At 41.9% G+C, this 18,747-nt stretch carries 16 protein-coding genes and 1 tRNA gene; 6 read left to right on the forward strand and 11 right to left on the reverse strand.

What is annotated here, in order from left to right; all coding sequences use genetic code 11:
• Positions 1-4: 4 nt before the first annotated feature.
• The 3 genes from nusA (at position 5) to rbfA (ending at position 4,876) form a co-directional block, all read left to right on the forward strand.
• The gene (gene nusA, locus H3T75_RS02695; protein WP_174833690.1) at positions 5-1,492 is read left to right on the forward strand and encodes a transcription termination factor NusA; all 1,488 of its coding nucleotides are present in this window, start codon (positions 5-7) and stop codon (positions 1,490-1,492) included.
• 10 nt (positions 1,493-1,502) lie between these two features.
• Positions 1,503-4,424, forward strand: coding sequence for a translation initiation factor IF-2 (gene infB / locus H3T75_RS02700; RefSeq protein WP_198210934.1), 2,922 nt, complete (start codon positions 1,503-1,505; stop codon positions 4,422-4,424).
• An 80-nt stretch (positions 4,425-4,504) separates the two neighbouring features.
• On the forward strand, positions 4,505-4,876 hold the full coding sequence (rbfA, locus tag H3T75_RS02705; RefSeq protein ID WP_025330989.1) for a 30S ribosome-binding factor RbfA: 372 nt from the start codon (positions 4,505-4,507) through the stop codon (positions 4,874-4,876).
• A 77-nt stretch (positions 4,877-4,953) separates the two neighbouring features.
• On the opposite strand, the gene H3T75_RS02710 is transcribed toward rbfA, so the two are convergent.
• A complete protein-coding gene (locus tag H3T75_RS02710; RefSeq protein ID WP_198209003.1) occupies positions 4,954-5,439 on the reverse strand; it encodes a YbhB/YbcL family Raf kinase inhibitor-like protein in 486 nt (161 codons plus the stop codon).
• Positions 5,440-5,656: 217 nt separating this feature from the next.
• Here H3T75_RS02710 and H3T75_RS02715 point away from each other — a divergent pair, with 217 nt between their 5' ends.
• Positions 5,657-6,349 (forward strand): alpha/beta fold hydrolase, encoded by a 693-nt coding sequence (locus tag H3T75_RS02715; protein ID WP_198209006.1) that lies wholly within the window; start codon positions 5,657-5,659, stop codon positions 6,347-6,349.
• Positions 6,350-6,427: 78 nt separating this feature from the next.
• On the opposite strand, the gene H3T75_RS02720 is transcribed toward H3T75_RS02715, so the two are convergent.
• The 3 genes from H3T75_RS02720 to eno all read right to left on the reverse strand — a co-directional run bounded on the left by H3T75_RS02720 (position 6,428) and on the right by eno (position 8,730).
• Complete coding sequence (locus H3T75_RS02720; RefSeq protein ID WP_198209008.1) at positions 6,428-6,805, reverse strand: STAS/SEC14 domain-containing protein; 378 nt, start codon at positions 6,803-6,805, stop codon at positions 6,428-6,430.
• 290 nt (positions 6,806-7,095) lie between these two features.
• Entirely contained in the window at positions 7,096-7,416 is a 321-nt protein-coding gene (ftsB, locus tag H3T75_RS02725) for a cell division protein FtsB (protein ID WP_078474718.1), read from the reverse strand.
• Positions 7,417-7,446: 30 nt separating this feature from the next.
• On the reverse strand, positions 7,447-8,730 hold the full coding sequence (gene eno, locus H3T75_RS02730) for a phosphopyruvate hydratase (protein ID WP_198210935.1): 1,284 nt from the start codon (positions 8,728-8,730) through the stop codon (positions 7,447-7,449).
• A gap of 459 nt (positions 8,731-9,189) precedes the next feature.
• Between eno and H3T75_RS02735 the strand changes: the two genes are divergently transcribed.
• Together H3T75_RS02735 and H3T75_RS02740 are read left to right on the forward strand one after the other, a co-directional pair.
• A tRNA-Ser gene (locus H3T75_RS02735) sits at positions 9,190-9,282 on the forward strand.
• Positions 9,283-9,585: 303 nt separating this feature from the next.
• Positions 9,586-11,565 (forward strand): ligand-gated channel protein, encoded by a 1,980-nt coding sequence (locus tag H3T75_RS02740; protein WP_198210936.1) that lies wholly within the window; start codon positions 9,586-9,588, stop codon positions 11,563-11,565.
• Positions 11,566-11,772: 207 nt separating this feature from the next.
• On the opposite strand, the gene H3T75_RS02745 is transcribed toward H3T75_RS02740, so the two are convergent.
• The 7 genes from H3T75_RS02745 to H3T75_RS02775 form a co-directional block, all read right to left on the reverse strand.
• The gene (locus H3T75_RS02745; RefSeq protein ID WP_198210937.1) at positions 11,773-12,540 is read right to left on the reverse strand and encodes a TatD family hydrolase; all 768 of its coding nucleotides are present in this window, start codon (positions 12,538-12,540) and stop codon (positions 11,773-11,775) included.
• Between the two features lie 44 nt (positions 12,541-12,584).
• Entirely contained in the window at positions 12,585-13,022 is a 438-nt protein-coding gene (locus H3T75_RS02750; protein ID WP_025330981.1) for a ProQ/FINO family protein, read from the reverse strand.
• Positions 13,023-13,123: 101 nt separating this feature from the next.
• Entirely contained in the window at positions 13,124-14,239 is a 1,116-nt protein-coding gene (aroC, locus tag H3T75_RS02755; RefSeq protein ID WP_025330980.1) for a chorismate synthase, read from the reverse strand.
• Between the two features lie 253 nt (positions 14,240-14,492).
• Complete coding sequence (locus tag H3T75_RS02760) at positions 14,493-14,747, reverse strand: hypothetical protein (RefSeq protein ID WP_198210938.1); 255 nt, start codon at positions 14,745-14,747, stop codon at positions 14,493-14,495.
• Positions 14,748-15,148: 401 nt separating this feature from the next.
• Positions 15,149-15,685 (reverse strand): membrane integrity-associated transporter subunit PqiC, encoded by a 537-nt coding sequence (locus H3T75_RS02765; protein WP_025330978.1) that lies wholly within the window; start codon positions 15,683-15,685, stop codon positions 15,149-15,151.
• Complete coding sequence (pqiB, locus tag H3T75_RS02770) at positions 15,685-17,322, reverse strand: intermembrane transport protein PqiB (RefSeq protein ID WP_084551011.1); 1,638 nt, start codon at positions 17,320-17,322, stop codon at positions 15,685-15,687. The genes H3T75_RS02765 and pqiB overlap by 1 nt, the downstream gene beginning before the upstream one ends.
• Positions 17,309-18,646 carry a paraquat-inducible protein A gene (locus H3T75_RS02775; protein WP_174830317.1) on the reverse strand — a complete coding sequence of 446 codons (1,338 nt, stop codon included), beginning with the start codon at positions 18,644-18,646 and terminating at the stop codon, positions 17,309-17,311. Before H3T75_RS02775 ends, pqiB begins: the two co-directional genes overlap by 14 nt.
• Between the last annotated feature and the right edge of the window lie 101 nt (positions 18,647-18,747).

The following is an 18,747-nucleotide window of genomic DNA, read 5'->3' on the forward strand; positions in this document are numbered from 1 at the left end:
TTAAATGAGTCGTGAAATTTTACTACTGGCCGAAGCTTTGGCGAGTGAAAAAAATGTAGATACAGAAGTAGTATTCAGCGCGCTGGAATTTGCTCTGGCCAGTGCGGCAAAGAAAAAAACTGAGCGTGAAAATATGGATGTTCGGGTAGTGATTAACCGCAATACCGGCGATTATAGTAGTTTTCGTCGCTGGCTGATTGTGGCTGATGAGGATTATACCTATCCTGATATTCAAAAAACCATTGAAGAAATTCAGGAAGAAATTCCAGGAACTACCCTGCAGATTGGTGAGTATTACGAAGAACCGATCGAAAATGTGGAATTTGGCCGGATCGGCGCACAGACAGCCAAACAGGTTATTTTGCAGCGCATTCGCGATGCAGAACGTGAACAGATTTTAAACGAATTTTTGCAGCGTAAGGATAGCCTTGTTCTGGGTACGATTAAACGTGTGGAACGACACGGTGCAATCGTGGAAATTGGTCGTCTGGAAGCACTGTTGCCGCGGGATCAGATGATTCCGCGCGAAAACTTCCGTAATGGTGACAGAGTACGGGCTTTGTTTTTAAGGGTAGATCAGATTGGTAACCGCAGTCAGGTTATTCTGACACGTACTTCGCGTGAATTCCTGTTAAAACTGTTCGAAATGGAAGTGCCGGAAATTGAAGACGGCTTGCTGGAAATCAAGGAAGTAACCCGTGATCCGGGTTTACGTGCCAAAATTGCTGTGAAATCCAATGATGCACGTATTGATCCGCAGGGTACCTGTATTGGCGTACGCGGTTCGCGTGTCAATGCAGTAACCGAAGAGTTAGCAGGTGAGCGTATTGATGTTGTGCTGTGGTCACCAGAAACTGCACAGTTTGTGATTAATGCACTGAGTCCGGCCGAAGTAACTCGCATTCTGATAGATGAAGATCATCATTCTGTTGATGTGATTGTGGCAGAAGATCAGCTGGCCCTGGCAATCGGGCGTGGCGGACAGAATGTACGTCTGGCAGCCGAACTAACAGGTTGGCAGCTGAACATCATGACTGTGGATGAGGCTCAGGAACGCCATGAGGCTGAAGATAAAGCCATACGTGAACTGTTTATCAATAACCTGGGTGTTGATGAAAATGTTGCTGAGGTCTTGGTTCAGGAAGGTTTTACCAGCCTGGAAGAAGTGGCTTATGTTCCTGTTCAGGAAATGCTGGAAATTGAGGGTTTTGATGAAAGTACGGTAGAAGAATTGCGTAATCGTGCCCGTGATGCCATTTTAACCCTGGCCATTGCCTCTGAAGAGCAGTTAGAGCACATGGACGAAGATTTGAAAAATCTGGAAGGTGTTGATCAGGAAATGCTGCATGATCTGGCCAATGAAGGAATTAAAACCCGTGATGATCTGGCCGAATTGTCAGTAGATGAACTGATTGAAATTACAGGCATTGATGAGGAAACCGCCAAGAAAGTGGTGATGGCAGCACGCGCCCACTGGTTTGACGAAGTATGAGGGTACGCGAATGAGTAATCAAATAACTGTAGAACAATTTGCCTCGGAACTGCATTTATCAACTTCAAGGTTGCTGGAACAGTTAGCCGAAGCCGGAGTACATAAACAGGCAGCGTCGGATAAACTGACAGCTGCAGACAAGAAACAGTTGCTGGTTTATTTAAAGCAGGCTAATGGTAGTCAGTCTGCTGGTACTATCACACTGAATCGTAAAAAACCAGCTGAAAAAAGTACTGTTGGCGGTGTTGAAGTTGAAACCCGCCGCCGGCGCCGTATTGCTGTACCGCCGGAAGAACAGGAAAACAGACAAACAGAAGAAAAACAAAATCTTCCCCAGCCTGAATCCGAACCGGTGAAAACAGCAGATACTGAGACTGAAGAACAGGCAAGAAAGACTGCTGAAGAACAGGCCGAAGCGCGACGCAGAGAAGAATCTGCTGCGGCAGCGGCTGCAGAAGCAGCGCGTCTGAAAGCAGCAGCGGCTGCCAGTAAAACCGAACAGAAACCTAAAGTGGAGTCTGTGCAGACAGAAGTGGTAAAACAGGAAGTGAAACAGCAACAGAAAGCAGCAGCTCAGCCTGCAGAAGTACCTGCTGATAAAAAACCGGCAGCAGACAAAACCGAGCAGCCTAAATCCAAGCGCAACAACCGTAACCGGAATGCGAAAAAAATTGATTTGGCTGCACTTAAGGCTGAAGCAGCCAAGCCGATTATCAGTCCTGAAGAGCAGGCTCAGCGTGATGAAGAAGCCAGACGTGCTGAAGCTATGCGCGCTCATCGTGAAATGTTACTGAAACAAAAACAGGAACGTCAGGCACGGCGCGAAGCAGCTAAACAGCAGGCTAAGGAAGAAAGTAAAGCAGTTAGTGAGCAGAAAACTGCTGAAGTGCGTTCGGCTAAGCCAACTGAGAAAAAACCGGTGAGCAGTAATGCACCGAAAGCAGCAGAAAACGTGTCTGAATCAACAGGCCGGCGTAAAAAAGATGAGCAGCGTCATCAGCGTGAAGACGATATGCCAAAAGGTAAATCAGCGCGCGGTGGTAAAAACCGGCGCTCGGCAGATGCGACTAACTCAGAAGAGGGGCGCAGCAGCAGACGAGGTGGTAAAAAAGGTGGTAAGAAACAGCTTAAATTGGAACCGAATCAGCATGCCTTCCAGGCACCTACTGAACCTGTAGTTCATGAAGTGCTGGTGCCGGAAACCATCACAGCTGCTGAGCTCGCACACAAAATGGCTGTTAAGGCTGCAGAAGTGATTAAAACCCTGATGAAGATGGGTATGATGGTGACCATCAACCAGTCACTGGATCAGGAAACTGCTCTGATTGTAGTAGAAGAAATGGGGCATATTGGTAAGGCTGCTGCAGCTGATGATCCTGAAGCCTTTCTGGATGAAGATACTACCGTTACTGAGGCTGAAAAATTACCCCGTCCGCCGGTAGTTACTGTGATGGGGCATGTAGATCATGGTAAAACATCCTTACTGGACTATATTCGCCGTGCCCGTGTTGTGCAGGGTGAAGCAGGTGGTATTACACAGCATATTGGTGCCTATCATGTGGAAACACCGCGCGGTGTAATTACATTCCTGGATACACCGGGTCATGAAGCATTTACTGCTATGCGTGCCCGCGGTGCGCAGGCTACCGATATTGTGATTCTGGTGGTGGCCGCTGATGATGGAGTAATGCCTCAGACTATTGAAGCCATTGCACATGCTAAAGCTGCAAAAGTACCTTTAGTGGTGGCTGTAAATAAAATTGATAAAGAAGGTGCCAATCCTGAACGTATTCGTCAGGAACTAACAGCACATGAAGTCATCCCTGATTCATGGGGTGGTGATGTACAGTTTATTGATGTTTCGGCCAAACAGGGCACCAATATTGATGCATTGCTGGAAGCAGTATTGCTGGAAGCAGATGTTCTGGAGCTGAAAGCACCTGTAGATTCAGCTGCTAAAGGTATTGTTGTCGAGTCACGTCTGGATAAAGGGCGTGGTGCGGTAGCAACCTTGCTGGTACAAAGCGGTACATTGCGTAAAGGTGATGTTGTGCTTGCCGGTACGACTTTTGGTCGTGTACGTGCCATGGTAGATGAGAACGGCAAAACCATTACTGATGCTGGTCCATCTATCCCGGTAGAAATCCTGGGCTTGTCAGACGTACCTAATGCCGGTGAAGATTTTATTGTACTGACCGATGAGAAAAAAGCACGTGAAATTGCTCTGTTCCGTCAGGGTAAATATCGTGATGTACGACTGGCTAAACAGCAGGCCGCCAAACTGGAAAACATGTTTAACAACATGGGTGAAAATCAGGCGCAAAGTTTGCCGATCATTATTAAAGCAGATGTTCAGGGTTCTTATGAGGCCTTAGCAGGTAGTTTACGTAAACTGTCTACTAATGAAGTACGGGTTGATGTATTGCATAGTGGTGTAGGTGGTGTGACAGAATCTGATGTGAATCTGGCTATCGCCTCGGGCGCAGTTATCATCGGCTTTAATGTACGTGCTGATGCCACTGCACGTAAACTGGCTGAACATGAGGGTATTGAGATTCGATATTACAATATCATTTATGATGCTATTGATGATGTGAAGGCAGCTTTAAGCGGTATGCTAGCACCAGAGCAAAAAGAAAATGTGATTGGTACAGTAGAAATCCGTCAGGTTATTAACGTATCAAAAGTGGGTAATATCGCTGGCTGTATGGTAACTGATGGTTTAATCAAACGTGATTCTCATGTTCGGTTAATCCGTAATAATGTGGTTGTGCATACAGGTGAACTGGCTTCGTTAAAACGCTTTAAGGATGATGTTAAGGAAGTACGTCAAGGCTTCGAATGTGGTCTGATGCTGAAAAACTTCAATGAAATTATGGAAGGTGATCAGCTGGAAGTCTTTGAAGTGGTTGAAGTTGCACGTAAGCTTTAAAATGATTTAGGGTATAACAGGCAGCCAGAGAAGCTTCCGGCTGCCTGAATTTACTGGCCTGATCACAGAAAGGAATGATTATGCGTAAACCTCAGCGTGGTTATGCTCGTCAGGATCGTGTCAAAGAGCAGATTATGCGTGAACTGGCCGAACTTGTGCGTGTTGGTCTCAAAGATCCGCGTGCCGGTTTTATTACAATTAATGAAGTAGAAGTAACCCGCGATTATAGTCATGCTACTATTTATTACACTGTGCTGGATGACAGTACCCGTGCTGTAACCGAAGAAGCACTGGAACATGCTAAGGGTTATTTGCGTAGCGAACTGGCTCGTCGAATAACTTTATTCCGTACACCTGAGCTGACGTTCATTTATGATGACTCGCTTGAACGAGGTATGAGTATTTCGCATTTGATTGATAAAGTGTCTAAAGAAAAACCGGTTGAAGATTAAATCAAGCTTAAAAAAAGAGGTTGTCCAATCTTGGACAACCTCTTTTTATATTATTTAACCTGATTTATATTATGAATTTAGCGACCATAGTGAACCATTACTGAGGCTTTGGCAATGGCATGACTATTCACTACAAAACCCGCATAACTAGTAGTTGCATCCTCGGGTAAATCAATTTTATCGGTATTCAGAGCATAAACAGTAAAAATATAACGATGGGGCGGATGACCTACTGGCGGATAAAAACCCGAGTAACCTAAAGTTCCGGTCTCGTTACGTAGCTGACGTGTTCCGGCAGGTAAATTCTGCCCTCCTTCTGCACCAGCATTTCTTTTCAGTTCAGTTAAGTCTTTTGGCAGATTAATAGCCATCCAATGCCACCAGCCTGCACCTCCTGTAGGCGCATCAGGATCATGGCATTGAATTGCAAAACTTTTGGTTTCGGCTGGCGCATTTTCCCAAATTAAAGCAGGAGACTGGTTGTCACGATCACTTTGATAAGAGGAATCAACAGTGTCGCCGTTTTTGAATTCAGGACTGGTTAAAGTAAATGTATTTGGCATTATATTTCTCAATGTCATTAGAAGATAAGATATGTGGTGATTTAATTTTGCTGGATAAGGTTAATTAAGTCAACGCAATGTAAGAATAATAAATAATAATGAAATCAGTTAAAAGGGTTTTAGATTGGTAGCAAAATAATTGCAAACATTAATTTGGCTGATTGATAAACTGTTATAGAATATCAGGCCAGTGATTTGCTCTATTGAGATTATCAAGATGAAAGAAATATTACCTTGGGTATGCATTCCTGGTTTTATGCTGGATGAAACATTATGGGATGATATGAAAGCTAATTTGGCTGAATCCCAGCCGGTATTATGTGCATCACTGGCAAACGGAGACAGTATTGCTGCTATGGCAGAAAATATTGCTGTTTCAGCTCCTGAACGTTTTGTGCTCATTGGTTTTTCGCTTGGCGGCTATGTTGCAAGAACACTGGCCGCCCAGTATCCGCAGCGGGTTGCCGCCCTTGTCTTAATTGCTACTTCATTGCGTGAGGATACACCACAGCAATATGCAGCAAAACAAAATACTTTACAAATTCAGCAGCATTTAAATTTTCGTGGTTTGGGGCATAAAGCTATAATTCAGACGTTGCGACCTGATAATCAAAATAATCAAGAGATGATTAGCAGAATCCGGCAGATGAGTGAACGTTTGGGTTTTGATGTGTTAAGCAGACAATCTTTGCTAAACCGTAAAACTCCGACAGGTCAGAAAATTTCCTGCCCGACTTTGATTATTGCTGCTGCGCAGGATCAGATGCGCTCTATCGATGAAGCTAAGGAGTTGCAGGAATTTATACCTCAGGCTAGTCTGAAAATAATTGAAAATAGCGGGCATATGTTGCCACTGGAGCAACCGGAAATATTAGCTGAAACGATATTCTGCTGGCTCAATCAGCTTTGATGTAATTAAATTTAATTAAAAAAATTCCTGGTTTTATCAGGTAAATATATTAAGCATGCTTACTGATAAATCAAGCGGTTAATTATTGCGTATGACATTTGAATTCTGTGTATTCTGTTCCAGCCATTTTTGTGCTGTAGCTGTATCACTAAAATATCTGGGTCGTTGCAAAGTTAGTAAATTAGCAAGACGTATACCTATACGAATCCAAATATCGTCAACGACAATAGCCGTGCGACCAAAATCATGAGCATGCTGACGAAGAAATCTGAGATGTTCTAAAGCCATATCTATAGTGAAATCTTTCATCTGGCTTAGATCAAGTAACAAATTAGGTAAATGAATGTGTTCAATGGCTTTTAACAAAGCTTTTTCCAGCTGATGAAAGTCTTCCAGTGTAAATTCATTGTATAGTACAACGTCTAAACCGTAACTTTTCTGATGGATAGAAATCATATATTTGCCTTTAATGCCCTGAACAATTTATCTTAGCTGATTCAGCAGATTTTAAAATATCATACTAATTGATTAATACATTGGCTATGATTCTTTTAAGTCTATTCTGATATTGATTAGAAAATTTTAAAAGCTGTGGTATTGATACAACCAAGCTATAGGTTGATGGATTTTGTTAGTCAAATTAAATCATCTGTCGGAAATAGAATATATTGCAATTTATTGCTATAAGATAAAACCAGCAGTTTTTAGTACTAAAAACTGCTGGTTTGGTAATGCCAAAGTGTTTTTTATCTTTGAGGAATATTATTCTGATTACTTGTAGTAGTTACAAGTGTGCCTGAAGGTACAAAACGATAGAAAACTTCGCCATCCTGTATATAACCCAGTTTATCCCGGGCCATTTCATTTATTGCATCTTTTCCATCGGCAAGATCTTTAATTTCGGCGGTAAGAGCACGATTACGCTGTATCAGGGTTTCATTACTGGCATTCTGATTTATGACGTTGTTCTCCAGATTCCACATATCGTGCCAGCCGCCATGCCCCATCCACAAGTCGTATTGTAAACCGGCCAATGCAAATAACAGTACCCAGGTTACCCACTTCATTTTATTTGCCTATAATATTCCATATCAGAATTAGCTAAGCTGATAAAAAGCTTTTTTACCGGGATAGTAGGCTGCAGAACCAAGTTCTTCTTCAATTCGCAGCAACTGATTATATTTCGCAATACGATCAGAGCGTGAAAGTGAACCAGTTTTAATTTGCATGCAGTTTATACCTACAGCCAGATCAGCTATGGTGCTGTCTTCGGTTTCGCCGGAGCGATGGCTCATTACACTGGTATAGCCAAAGCGTTTGGCTAAATCTACCGCTTTAAGTGTCTCGGACAATGTACCAATCTGATTGACCTTAACCAGAAGTGAGTTAGCCAGACCCTGGGTTATACCTTCGCTTAAAATAGCCGGATTGGTAACAAACAGATCATCACCAACCAGCTGTACTTTTTTACCCAGACGTTCTGTCAGAAGTTTCCAGCCTTCCCAGTCGTGCTCGCTCATACCGTCTTCAATAGACACAATAGGGTATTTGTTAACAAGGTCAGTCAGGTAGTCAGCAAACTCGGCACTGGTCAGGCTCAGATTTTCTGCAGTTAATTCATAATGCCCGTTTTTGTAAAACTCACTGGAAGCGCAATCCAGAGCCAGTACGATATCTTTGCCCGGAATATAGCCTGCTGCCTCTACAGCAGACAGAATCAGCTGAATGGCTTCTTCATGACTGGCTAAATCTGGCGCAAAACCGCCTTCATCACCAACACTGGTAGACATACCTTTATCATTACATAATTTTTTCAGATGGTGAAATACTTCAGCACCACAGCGCAATGCCTGACGAAAAGATTCTGCGCCCACCGGCATAATCATGAATTCCTGAATATCAAGGCTATTATTGGCATGTGCACCGCCATTGATAACATTCATCATCGGAACAGGCATGGACATTGGCCCGGCACCGCCTATATAACGATATAGTGGCAAACCGGCATCTTCTGCTGCAGCACGGGCAACTGCCAGTGAAACTGCCAGCGTAGCATTGGCTCCAAGGCGACCTTTATTATCAGTACCGTCCAGATCAATCATAATCTGGTCGATATAGCTTTGTTCACTGGCATCAATGCCGATAAGTGCCTGTGCAATTTCATTATTAACATTCTCTACAGCCTGTAATACACCTTTGCCCAAATACCGCTGTTTATCGCCGTCACGCAGTTCCAGTGCTTCTTTTTCACCGGTAGACGCGCCGGAAGGCACGGCAGCTCTGCCCATTACCCCAGATTCAAGCAGAACATCACATTCAACTGTCGGGTTACCGCGTGAATCCAGTATTTCACGCGCAAAGATGTCAATAATTGCACTCATGCAAGTCTCCAGAATTTTAAATTTTATATTGTTATGCGATAAAGACTACAAACAATAATTTTGCCAGTCATCGGGTTGACCAGATGGTTAAACTTTGTATTATACCGGAGGCTGAGTATGAGAAAAGGGTAATTTACACTTGATTTTTTGAGCAGTAAATTAAATAGAACAATCAGGTAGCATATGTTTATTATATAAAGTAAACAAATTGATTTCTGTTAAAGGTGCTTTGGAGAATCAGCTAAAACTCTCAGGAACTTATGGTGGCTATATATCAACTTTATCTGAGATCTGAATTTTAGTATAGCTCAGATTTGTATCCATCGGTGGTTTATAGGCGTAAAGAAAATGTTGTTTACTGCTATAGTGTTAGCAAATAGGGCATCATTTCGGAGTTTTTTTTGTATATTTTTGTTTGACAGTTAAGAGTTGATTAGGTATAGTTCGCAACTTCTCTACGGAGAGTTGGCCGAGTGGTCGAAGGCGCTCCCCTGCTAAGGGAGTATACGGGCAAAACCTGTATCAAGGGTTCGAATCCCTTACTCTCCGCCATATTACAAAAAATCCCTGAATTAAATTTCAGGGATTTTTTATTTACTGGTTTTAAAATGAGAGTATGTATCGCTATTGGTAAATCTTATTTTCAAATCATTTAGTTATGTCATTACTTGCCATGACATAATACCTACGCCAACTCAAATGGTATTCTTTTTTATATTTTGTCAATAAATCTGATGCTTTTTAGGTATATTTATGTTAAATTATATAATGATTACTATTATCATTTAAATGAATTTAACTAAATAATTTATTTAAATTTTATTAAAATAAATTCGTCAGAGGTCCGTCTTCATTATGCGTAAACTGGTTCACCATTCGTTTTCACTGGCATTACTCTCAACTTTAATATCTCCGTTATATGCTGCAGAAGCAGTACTGGATGATGTAGTGGTAACAGCTTCGGGATTTAAACAACAGGCAAAAAATGCAGCAGCATCAATTACTGTGATTAATGCCAAAGAACTCGAAACTAAGGAATATCACGATGTCACTGATGCTTTGCTGGATATACCAGGAGTGGTAGTAACCGGTGGTGGCAGTACGAAAGATATCAGTATCCGTGGGATGTCGGGTGCTTATACTATGTTGCTGATAGATGGCAAACGGGTCAATTCGCGCGGGGTTCGTCCTAATTCCGATGGTCCGGGAATTGAGCAGGGCTGGATGCCACCAATTTCAGCGATTCAGAGGATTGAGGTGATTCGTGGTCCTGCTTCAGCTTTATATGGATCCGATGCAATGGGTGGGGTGATTAATATCATTACCAAAAAAACAGCTGCTGACTGGACTGGTTCAATTAAGGCAGATGCTACTATACAACAGCATAGTAATAGCGGTAATACTCTGCAAAGCAGCGTTTATGTTTCCGGTCCGTTAATTCAGGATAAATTAGGTATCCGTGTTAATGCAGGATATTCTCACCGCGATGAAGATAAATTTATCGGCGGCTATAAAGAACAGCGTATGCGCAACGGTGATCTGGTTCTGTCCTGGACACCGGATGATAAAAATACAATTGATTTTGAATTAAACCGAAGTTTACAGAATCGCAATGGTAAAGTAGGTAAAACAATTGATACAGCACCGCGCAGGGGTGTAAAACCTACAGATGATTACACGCTGTATGATCGCAATCAGTATAGTATTACTCATCGTGGCTACTACGATAAAATTGATACTCAGACATATGTTCAGCGTGAGGAAAATGATAATCCATCACGTGATATGCATGAAAAAAATACTATTTTTAATACCCAGACTCAGTTTCGCCTGAATAAACATACTTTGAGCATCGGCGGCAGATGGCAACGGGAAGAACTGAATGATACTGGTAACCAGCTTGTTATTAACGGGCGGCGGTTAACTCATCTGGAGCGTGATTCTTGGGCAGTTTTCGGACAGGATGAATGGCGTATCGTACCAACATTTGCACTGACTGGTGCAGCACGACTGGATCATGATGAAAATTATGGTTCTGAGATCACTCCAAAGTTTTATGGTGTATGGACGCCTAATAAAGAATGGACAATAAAGGGTGGTTATTCCCGTGGTTATAAAGCACCTGCACTGCGTGCAGCATCAGATGGCTGGGGGCAGGTAACCGGTGGTGGATATTCTAATGGTATTATTATAGGTAACTCAAATCTGAAACCGGAAAAATCAGATAATTTCGAAATCAGTTTCAACTGGGATAATAACCGTAATCTTTCTGCTGGTTTAACTACTTATTATACAAAGTTTAAAAACAAAATAACGGAAGTACGTACCTGTCAGGGTAAGGCCGGTTCAAATGCCTGTTCTTGGCGTAATGAGTATTTTGACTTTATCAGTCAGCGCGAAAATGTGGATAAAGCAGTTTTACGCGGTATAGAAGCAACATTTGGCTGGAAAATTACACCAAAAGTAGACTGGTCTGCGAATTATACCTATACACATAGTGAGCAGAAGAGTGGTCAGTTTAGTGGTAAGCCATTAAATGAAATGCCGAAAAATATGTTTAATACCACGCTTAACTGGAATGCGACGGAAAAATTATCTACATGGGCCAGATGGAATTTCCGCAGCAGAACTTCAGATTATCTGTCACGGACCTCAATGGCAATTGGTAAGCCATCATATGGTTTTGTAGATACAGGATTGGTATTTAAACCGAAAAAAGATCTGATTTTAAGTGGCGGTATTTATAATATATTTGATAAAAGAGTTGATCAGAAAGATTATGGTCGTACTCTGGATGGGCGCCGTTATAGTATCAGTGCACAAGTTAATTTCTAATCCGAAGTTATTGCTGTTTCAAAATAATTTCTTATTATTAATTTTTGAAAAAGTATAAATCTGCCAGCTTTCAATTATTGAAAGCTGGCAGATTCCTAATGATGAATAGTTATTTAAATTTCTGTATATGAGTACTAAGCAAAAAACATTCTAGTGTTATTCATGCCTTTCACCAATGATTCTTTCAGTTAATAAATAATACTGAGACTAAGTTTTTTGTGAAATAACTTGAAACGTATTTTTGCTAGTAATGGAAGCTATATCCTGCCAGTGACTATTGCGCAAGCCGGCTATGATTTCAGCAATCTGGCGTAAATTATCAGGAGTGTTATTCTGATGCGGCAGAGGAGACATATAAGGTGCATCAGTTTCGATTACTATATGTTGTAAAGGTAGCTTTTCGGCAATGTGCCGAATTTTTTTTGCCTGTGTTCGTAATAATAAAGAACCAACACCAATAAAAAAACCATGCTTAATCCAAGCCTGTGCTTCTTCCATACTGCCGGAAAAGGCATGAGCAATCCCGCCAAAAGTAAATTGGCAACGTTTAATACTGTGTATGCAAGCATCGGTAGCATGGACGTTATGAATAATGACAGGACGCTGCAGAGATTTGGCCATTCTTAGTTGGGCTTCAAAACAGTTAATCTGCAAATTTTTGTCTGCTGTGTTATTTATTCGTGCAAAATCCAGACCAATTTCTCCCATCATAATATCTGGATGTGTATGTAGTAATGATTCGAGTTGATTGAGTGCAGAATCATTGTGACTGTTGATATACCAGGGATGAATGCCTATTGCCGCATATATGCAAGAATAAGCTTCTTGAAGTTCGGTGGTTGTCAGCCAGTCAGCAGGACTGGTAGCGGGTACGAGAAAATGACCAATATGTTTATCAGCAGCCTGTTGCAGTACTTGGGTTAAATTTTCTGTCAGGGGGCTGTGATTGAGATGGCAGTGGCTGTCAAATAGCATGAGAATAAAAAACACGAGCTTGAGGGCTCGTGTATCTGCTGGTATCAGTTCTGTGATGATTCTTCGCTGCTACTGCTATGATCAGTTTCAGCTTTTGCAGAGGGGGTTTCTGCGACTTCAGTTGCTGATGCCGGTTTTGCTGTCTGCATAGAGGGATGTTGTTTAGCAATAGCCTGCTCTTCTGGTGAAACTTCACCTTTAAAGCGGTTATTCAAATCAAAACGCTTTCCTCCGCGTGCCAGAGATTTGATATATCGCGGCCGGCGGCAGTGATTGGCCAGAACGCGTGCTATAAGAGCAGGATCATATTGTGGTAATGCAGTAATTAAATCCTGATCAATGCCGATTGCCAATGGTTTAAAATGCTTAAATACATCATATTTGCGATAGATATGTTCGGCAATCATATCAGTTTGCTTTTTTTTGCTCATGGTCTGTACAGCTGATTTCAGGGCTGCACCCAAAGCGGTTTCTTGACTCATAAAGTTACTTCCTTGTGGGTTTATGGCCATTTCAATGAAATAATAATGAATTAAATCATTGATACAGATGATAACTTTGCAGTTATGGCTATAAAAAATATTCAGATATTAGCTTCATCAGATAAATAATGAGCAATATCAGGTGTATCTACGTGAATATCAGCATTTTGTGCACGCTGGCGTAAAGCATGATCCATGAGAACCAAAGCAAGCATTGCTTCGGCAATTGGCGCTGCGCGCAGTCCGACACAAGGATCGTGACGACCTTGGGTCGATAGTAGAACCGGCTTGCCATGAATATCTATTGAATGACGAGGTGTGGCAATGCTGCTGGTAGGTTTAATGGCCAGATTAATGTGTATGTCCTGACCACTGCTGATGCCTCCTAATATACCGCCGGCATTATTAGATCTAAATCCTTCAGGTGTCAGCTCATCTCCATGTTCACTACCTTTTTGGCGTATACATTCAAAACCTGCACCTATTTCTACGCCTTTAACTGCGTTAATGCCCATCATGGCATGAGCTATATCGGCATCAAGACGATCGAAAACCGGTTCACCCAGTCCGACCGGAACATGACGAGCAGTAACATGCAGTTTGGCTCCGATGGAATCACATGCTTTACGTATGCTATCCATATATTGTTCCAGTTCTTGAATCTGGCTTTTATTGGCGACAAAAAAAGGATTATTGTTTATATAGGCATAATCTTCAAAAGAGATATTTTTTTCACCAATCTGGGTGATATGGGCAATTATTTCAGTATTAAAATGCTGACGTAACCATTTTCTGGCTACTGCGCCTGCTGCTACCCGGGCAGCTGTTTCACGAGCTGAGCTACGTCCGCCGCCGCGATAATCTCTGATACCGTATTTATGCCAATATGTGTAGTCCGCATGTCCGGGGCGGAAACTCTGAGCAATATCACTATAATCTTTACTGCGCTGATCAGTATTTCTGATTAATAAAGCTATCGGTGTGCCGGTGGTTTTTCCTTCAAATACGCCGGAAAGAATTTCGACAATATCTGCTTCACGACGCTGAGTAACATGGCGGCTGGTACCGGGTTTACGTCTGTTCAGATCATGCTGAATATCGGCCTCATTTAAAGCCAGTCCCGGCGGACACCCGTCTATGATACAACCAATTGCAGCACCGTGGCTTTCACCAAAGGTGGTAACAGTAAGGATTTGTCCGAAAGTATTGCCGGCCATAAGTTTTACTCTTACATTTTCAGTATCAGAAATAATTTTGCTGTTGAGTTTAGCATGGTTTATACGGTTTAGGCATAATTTGTCTGGCAGTTCGTTTGTTTTTGGCGCAGATGCTTTGATATGGTTATAAATTTACCTTTTTTACCAGAAATTTTTGTCTCTTATCAACAGAAATAAGGATGTGATAAGCCTGATAAGTAAAAAATATGTTAAATGGATAGTAAAATTTAATAATGAATCAAATGTAATATTTTTATTTATTGATAGGCTGTTTTTTCTGATCGGTTGTTTTTGCTGCCGGTTTTTCAGGCTGGCCGGATGGTTCTGTACCGGCTATAACGGGTGGTTCTGATGGTACGGGCTTGGTTCTAATCGGAAAGTTAATTGTCGTACCAAGACCAAAATTGTGATTGCCACCACCAATACCGACTGCCACATTAGAAGGCATGTCAATACTGCATGCTCCAACTAGAAGTAAAGCAATAAGGGAAACGAGTTTTAATCTCATAATTCTCTTCGGATAGAAATATTGTTTTATTATAAATCTTTCTGGTTATCTGGCGAATTAATTTATGGTGTCATTAGTGTAATTTTGTTATCTGGAGAGTATAGAATAAAAAATCATTTAGCTGAAAGTATCATTATTAATATAGAGAATATCAATATTTTTACTGATTTATATTATTGTTTTATCTATATTTATTAAATATGGCATTAAAAGAATAATTTTTTATTATTATAAATGATGGGGTATTGATAAATTCCCCATCATAGCTCATCTCATCTGCATTTTCATTTACTGAATTGCCATCTTATGCACTTGAATTGGTAACGGTATGTCCCGTTTAGAAAAAAATTGTCAAATGTGCTTATTAGGCCAAACTGCGATCCTGGTTAGTATTGCAATAATTAATTATATGGAGCAATGCTTTTGGCTACATTACTGAGTCCTTGAGCCAGAGCATTAACCATATTATTGTAGCCATTGCCTTGCTGAGGTAGCCGGACATTAAAGTTCTGACCTTGTTCATTATTAATACCCTGCCAGCTGCTGTAACCACTGATGTAGATATAACCATCATAGCTACCTTGAAAAGACTGTATATATACAGTTAGTGTGGTTTTAGTTTTATTTTCAGGAGTAAACAGATAGCGAATACTTTGTTTATTAAGTTCATTGGCCAGTGTCTGACTAATTTCATCGCCAAGATCATCAGCCCATAGATGCTGCTGGGCAAAGTGCAGAGTTGTCGGACTGTCCTGATAAACTAAATTCCCCTGATTAAGGCGCTCAGCCAGTACCACTTTGAGTTGTACCGGAATTCTCTGGCTGCCGGCCGGTAATTGATAGTTACTGCCGGGTAGCTGATAGTAGGTAATCGGATTACCGGCACATGCACCAAGCGTCAGACTGACAGCACAGACAAGTGGTAACAAAATTTTCATTATCTGGCTCCTTTTGGTTCCGGATCATGCCCGCGACGATTAAAAATCAGGGCATTGGGTTGTTGTTTCAGGGTTTTCAGTGTTGGCTGTGCATCTTTCAGGGTACTGTCAATACTTTTCAGGGTTTGCTGAATATCACCATATAGAGGTGAGGTGCTGGATACACCTTGTAATGTAGTCCGTAATTCTTTCAGAGTAGCCGCCAGCTCAGCAGGTAGTTGCTGAGTTTTATTTTGTGATAACAAGCGGTCTGCACTGGCCAGAGTCGTTTTTAATTGCGCCAGTGTCATATCCAGCTGTTTCATGGTGTTTTCTATAGGCAGCTTATTCATTTTGGCTAATAGTGCAGTCAATTGATTCTGGATCATATCAAGTCCGGTATGGGTGCTGCTGATAACGGTATATCCCTGATATTGTGCTACTGGTTTAAACAGTGATTCTCCCGCTTGCGCCTGAGATAAACTAATATACTGATTACCAGTAATCAGATTGTCTTTTTCCAGAGATGCAGATAACCCCAGATTAAGTGCCTGCTGGATTTGCTGCTGCCAGATTTTATCATCTTGTTTGCCAGCATTTATTTCCATACGTCCCGGCTCAATACGTAAACGTACTGGTATCCAGCCATGCTGGAAGAGTTTATGGCTGTCATTCGGGGCAAAGTAAGGTACATCTGCAACAGAACCGATATTAATACCCTGATATTCTACCGGAGCACCAACGCTGAGTCCGCGTACAGACTGCTGGAAGAATACAACATAGTATTGAGCACGGTTTGTCGGCAGGTTATCCAGCTCCCGTTCGCTATTGTAGAGAGTAAATTCAGTGTTGTTGGCAACAGGATTGCCTTTACCTTCAAACATGGTTTTGAATACGATTGCACCCGAGAGCAGTGCGGGTATGGGCGCAGAATCAATATGTACACCGCCGCCAGAAGCAGTAATCTGCAGGCCGGTCTGCAGCCAGAATTTAACTTTGTCGCCTATCAGACTGTCATACGGACTATTGATGTAGACCTGATAATGTACACTGTTGTCTTTAGGGTCAAAATAGGCTTTTTCAATTTGTCCGGCACTGATATCTCCGTAAAGTACCGGGCTGCCCGGATTAAGCAGCTTGTCACTGTGGCCTTTCAGACGCAAACGTATACCACTTTGCGATATGGCAGTGACCGGAGGTAAATCAGCAACTGTAAATGTTTCTGCTCTTTCTTTGCTGTGCCCCGGAGTAAAAGCGATATATGAACCGGAAACTAAGGTATTCAGGCCGGTAATACCACTCTGATCTATGCGTGGTTTAACAATCCAGAACTGAGTGTCTTTACGTAGCATATTTTTGACGTCAGCTGTCATCTGCGCTTTGATTTGTACGCCTTTTTCATCTGGGCTGATTCTGATTGCAGTAACTTTACCGACGGTGACGTTCATGACTTTAATGGTAGTCGTGTTAATTTCAATCCCGTCCGCGTCTTTTATATACAAAGTAATTTCCGGCCCTGTATGGCGCAGATGCTGAAAAAGCAGCCATGCCCCGGTTAATAATGCCAGCACCGGAATAATCCACACCAGTACGTTAAAGGGTGGATTACGTTTTACTGTGGCAGTTGCCTGCGGCGTCTGATTATCAGATTGGCTCATGATGAGAATGCCTTTTACTGCTGTTTTTATAATGAGGTTTATGGTGTTTTCTTTGTTGTACTGCTTCATCCCAGAGTAAACGCGGGTCGAAACTCAGTGCAGAAACCATGGTCAGGATGACAACTGCACAAAAGTAAATGGTGGCAGCACCTGGGGTTACATTAGCCAGTGGTGTGGAAAATGCCGACATGAGAATGATAACGACAAATATATCAATCATTGACCAGCGCCCGATTGATTCGGTAATACGGTAGAGTATGGTTAATTTGTGTGCAGACATTAATGGCCGGTAAGCAGCAGAATACAGTAGAACCAGCATAGAAATAATTTTCAATATGGGAATGGCCATACTGGCACTGAATATAACAACTGCAATTAAAACGTCACCATCATTCCACATGTATTCTATACCATCAAGAATGGTACTAGAAAGATTGGTGCCCGGCGAGCGGGTAATCATCATCGGCAATAAATTAGCCGGTATATAGAAAATAATGGCTGCCAGCAGAAAGGCCATACTAATGCTCAGACTTAACGGTTTACGGCGGCTCAGATACGAACCGCAGACGCTGCATACATTCAGGCTGGCTGGTTGCTCAAAAAGACAATAATTACAGTTGAGGGTATCAGCACTATTGTTCTGTAAAACAGGATCATTGCCGGTAAGGCGCTGTATCTGATAAAAAATCCAGTGTTCAGGTACACCCTGAGAAGTGCGGATAAGTAAAATGGCCAGTACCATCATCAGCCAGAAAGCAAGTCCGAAATGAATTTGTGCCATACCACTGATTTTAATATAAGCTACCAGTGTGGCAATATAAAATACATCGACCATAATCCAGTGGCGCAGACGAACCAGTGTACGGGTAGCGTATAGCATACCGGGTAATATCTGCCGGTAGCGCAAACCTGTGTATACGTACAGACACAATAACAGAAACAGTACCGGCGAACCAAAAGTTAACAGGAACATGACTTCCGCCAGCAAAGAATAATCCTGCTGGGCCAGTGTCTCAACCATATACGGAATAGTTAGCTCTACATGTATGCCAAGTAAATCTATGCTCATGTATAACTGTGTATACACAATTAACATGATAATTAATGAAGCAATAGCATAAGCTGTTGGCGTATCCAGTGGATGATGTTCAATTCGAACCAGATGCTGCCTGCAACGGGGGCAATGAGCATATTCGCCGGGAGTCAGCGAAGGAATAGACAGAGAAAGACCACAGCAGGGGCAGCCAACATGATGTGCCGGCAGGCTGCCATCTGGCAAGTCAGTTAATGAAGTTTGCGCCTGTTGTGTGGAACGGTAGCTCAAGATATCAAATTTCAATTATAAAAATAGCTATATAAAAAATAACTTAACAGAGATATAAATTCTCTGTTAAGTTCAATATACGTAATTTAATGATAATGTGC

The organism is Snodgrassella sp. W8135 (assembly GCF_016101225.1).
Classification (GTDB): Bacteria; Pseudomonadota; Gammaproteobacteria; order Burkholderiales; family Neisseriaceae; genus Snodgrassella; species Snodgrassella alvi.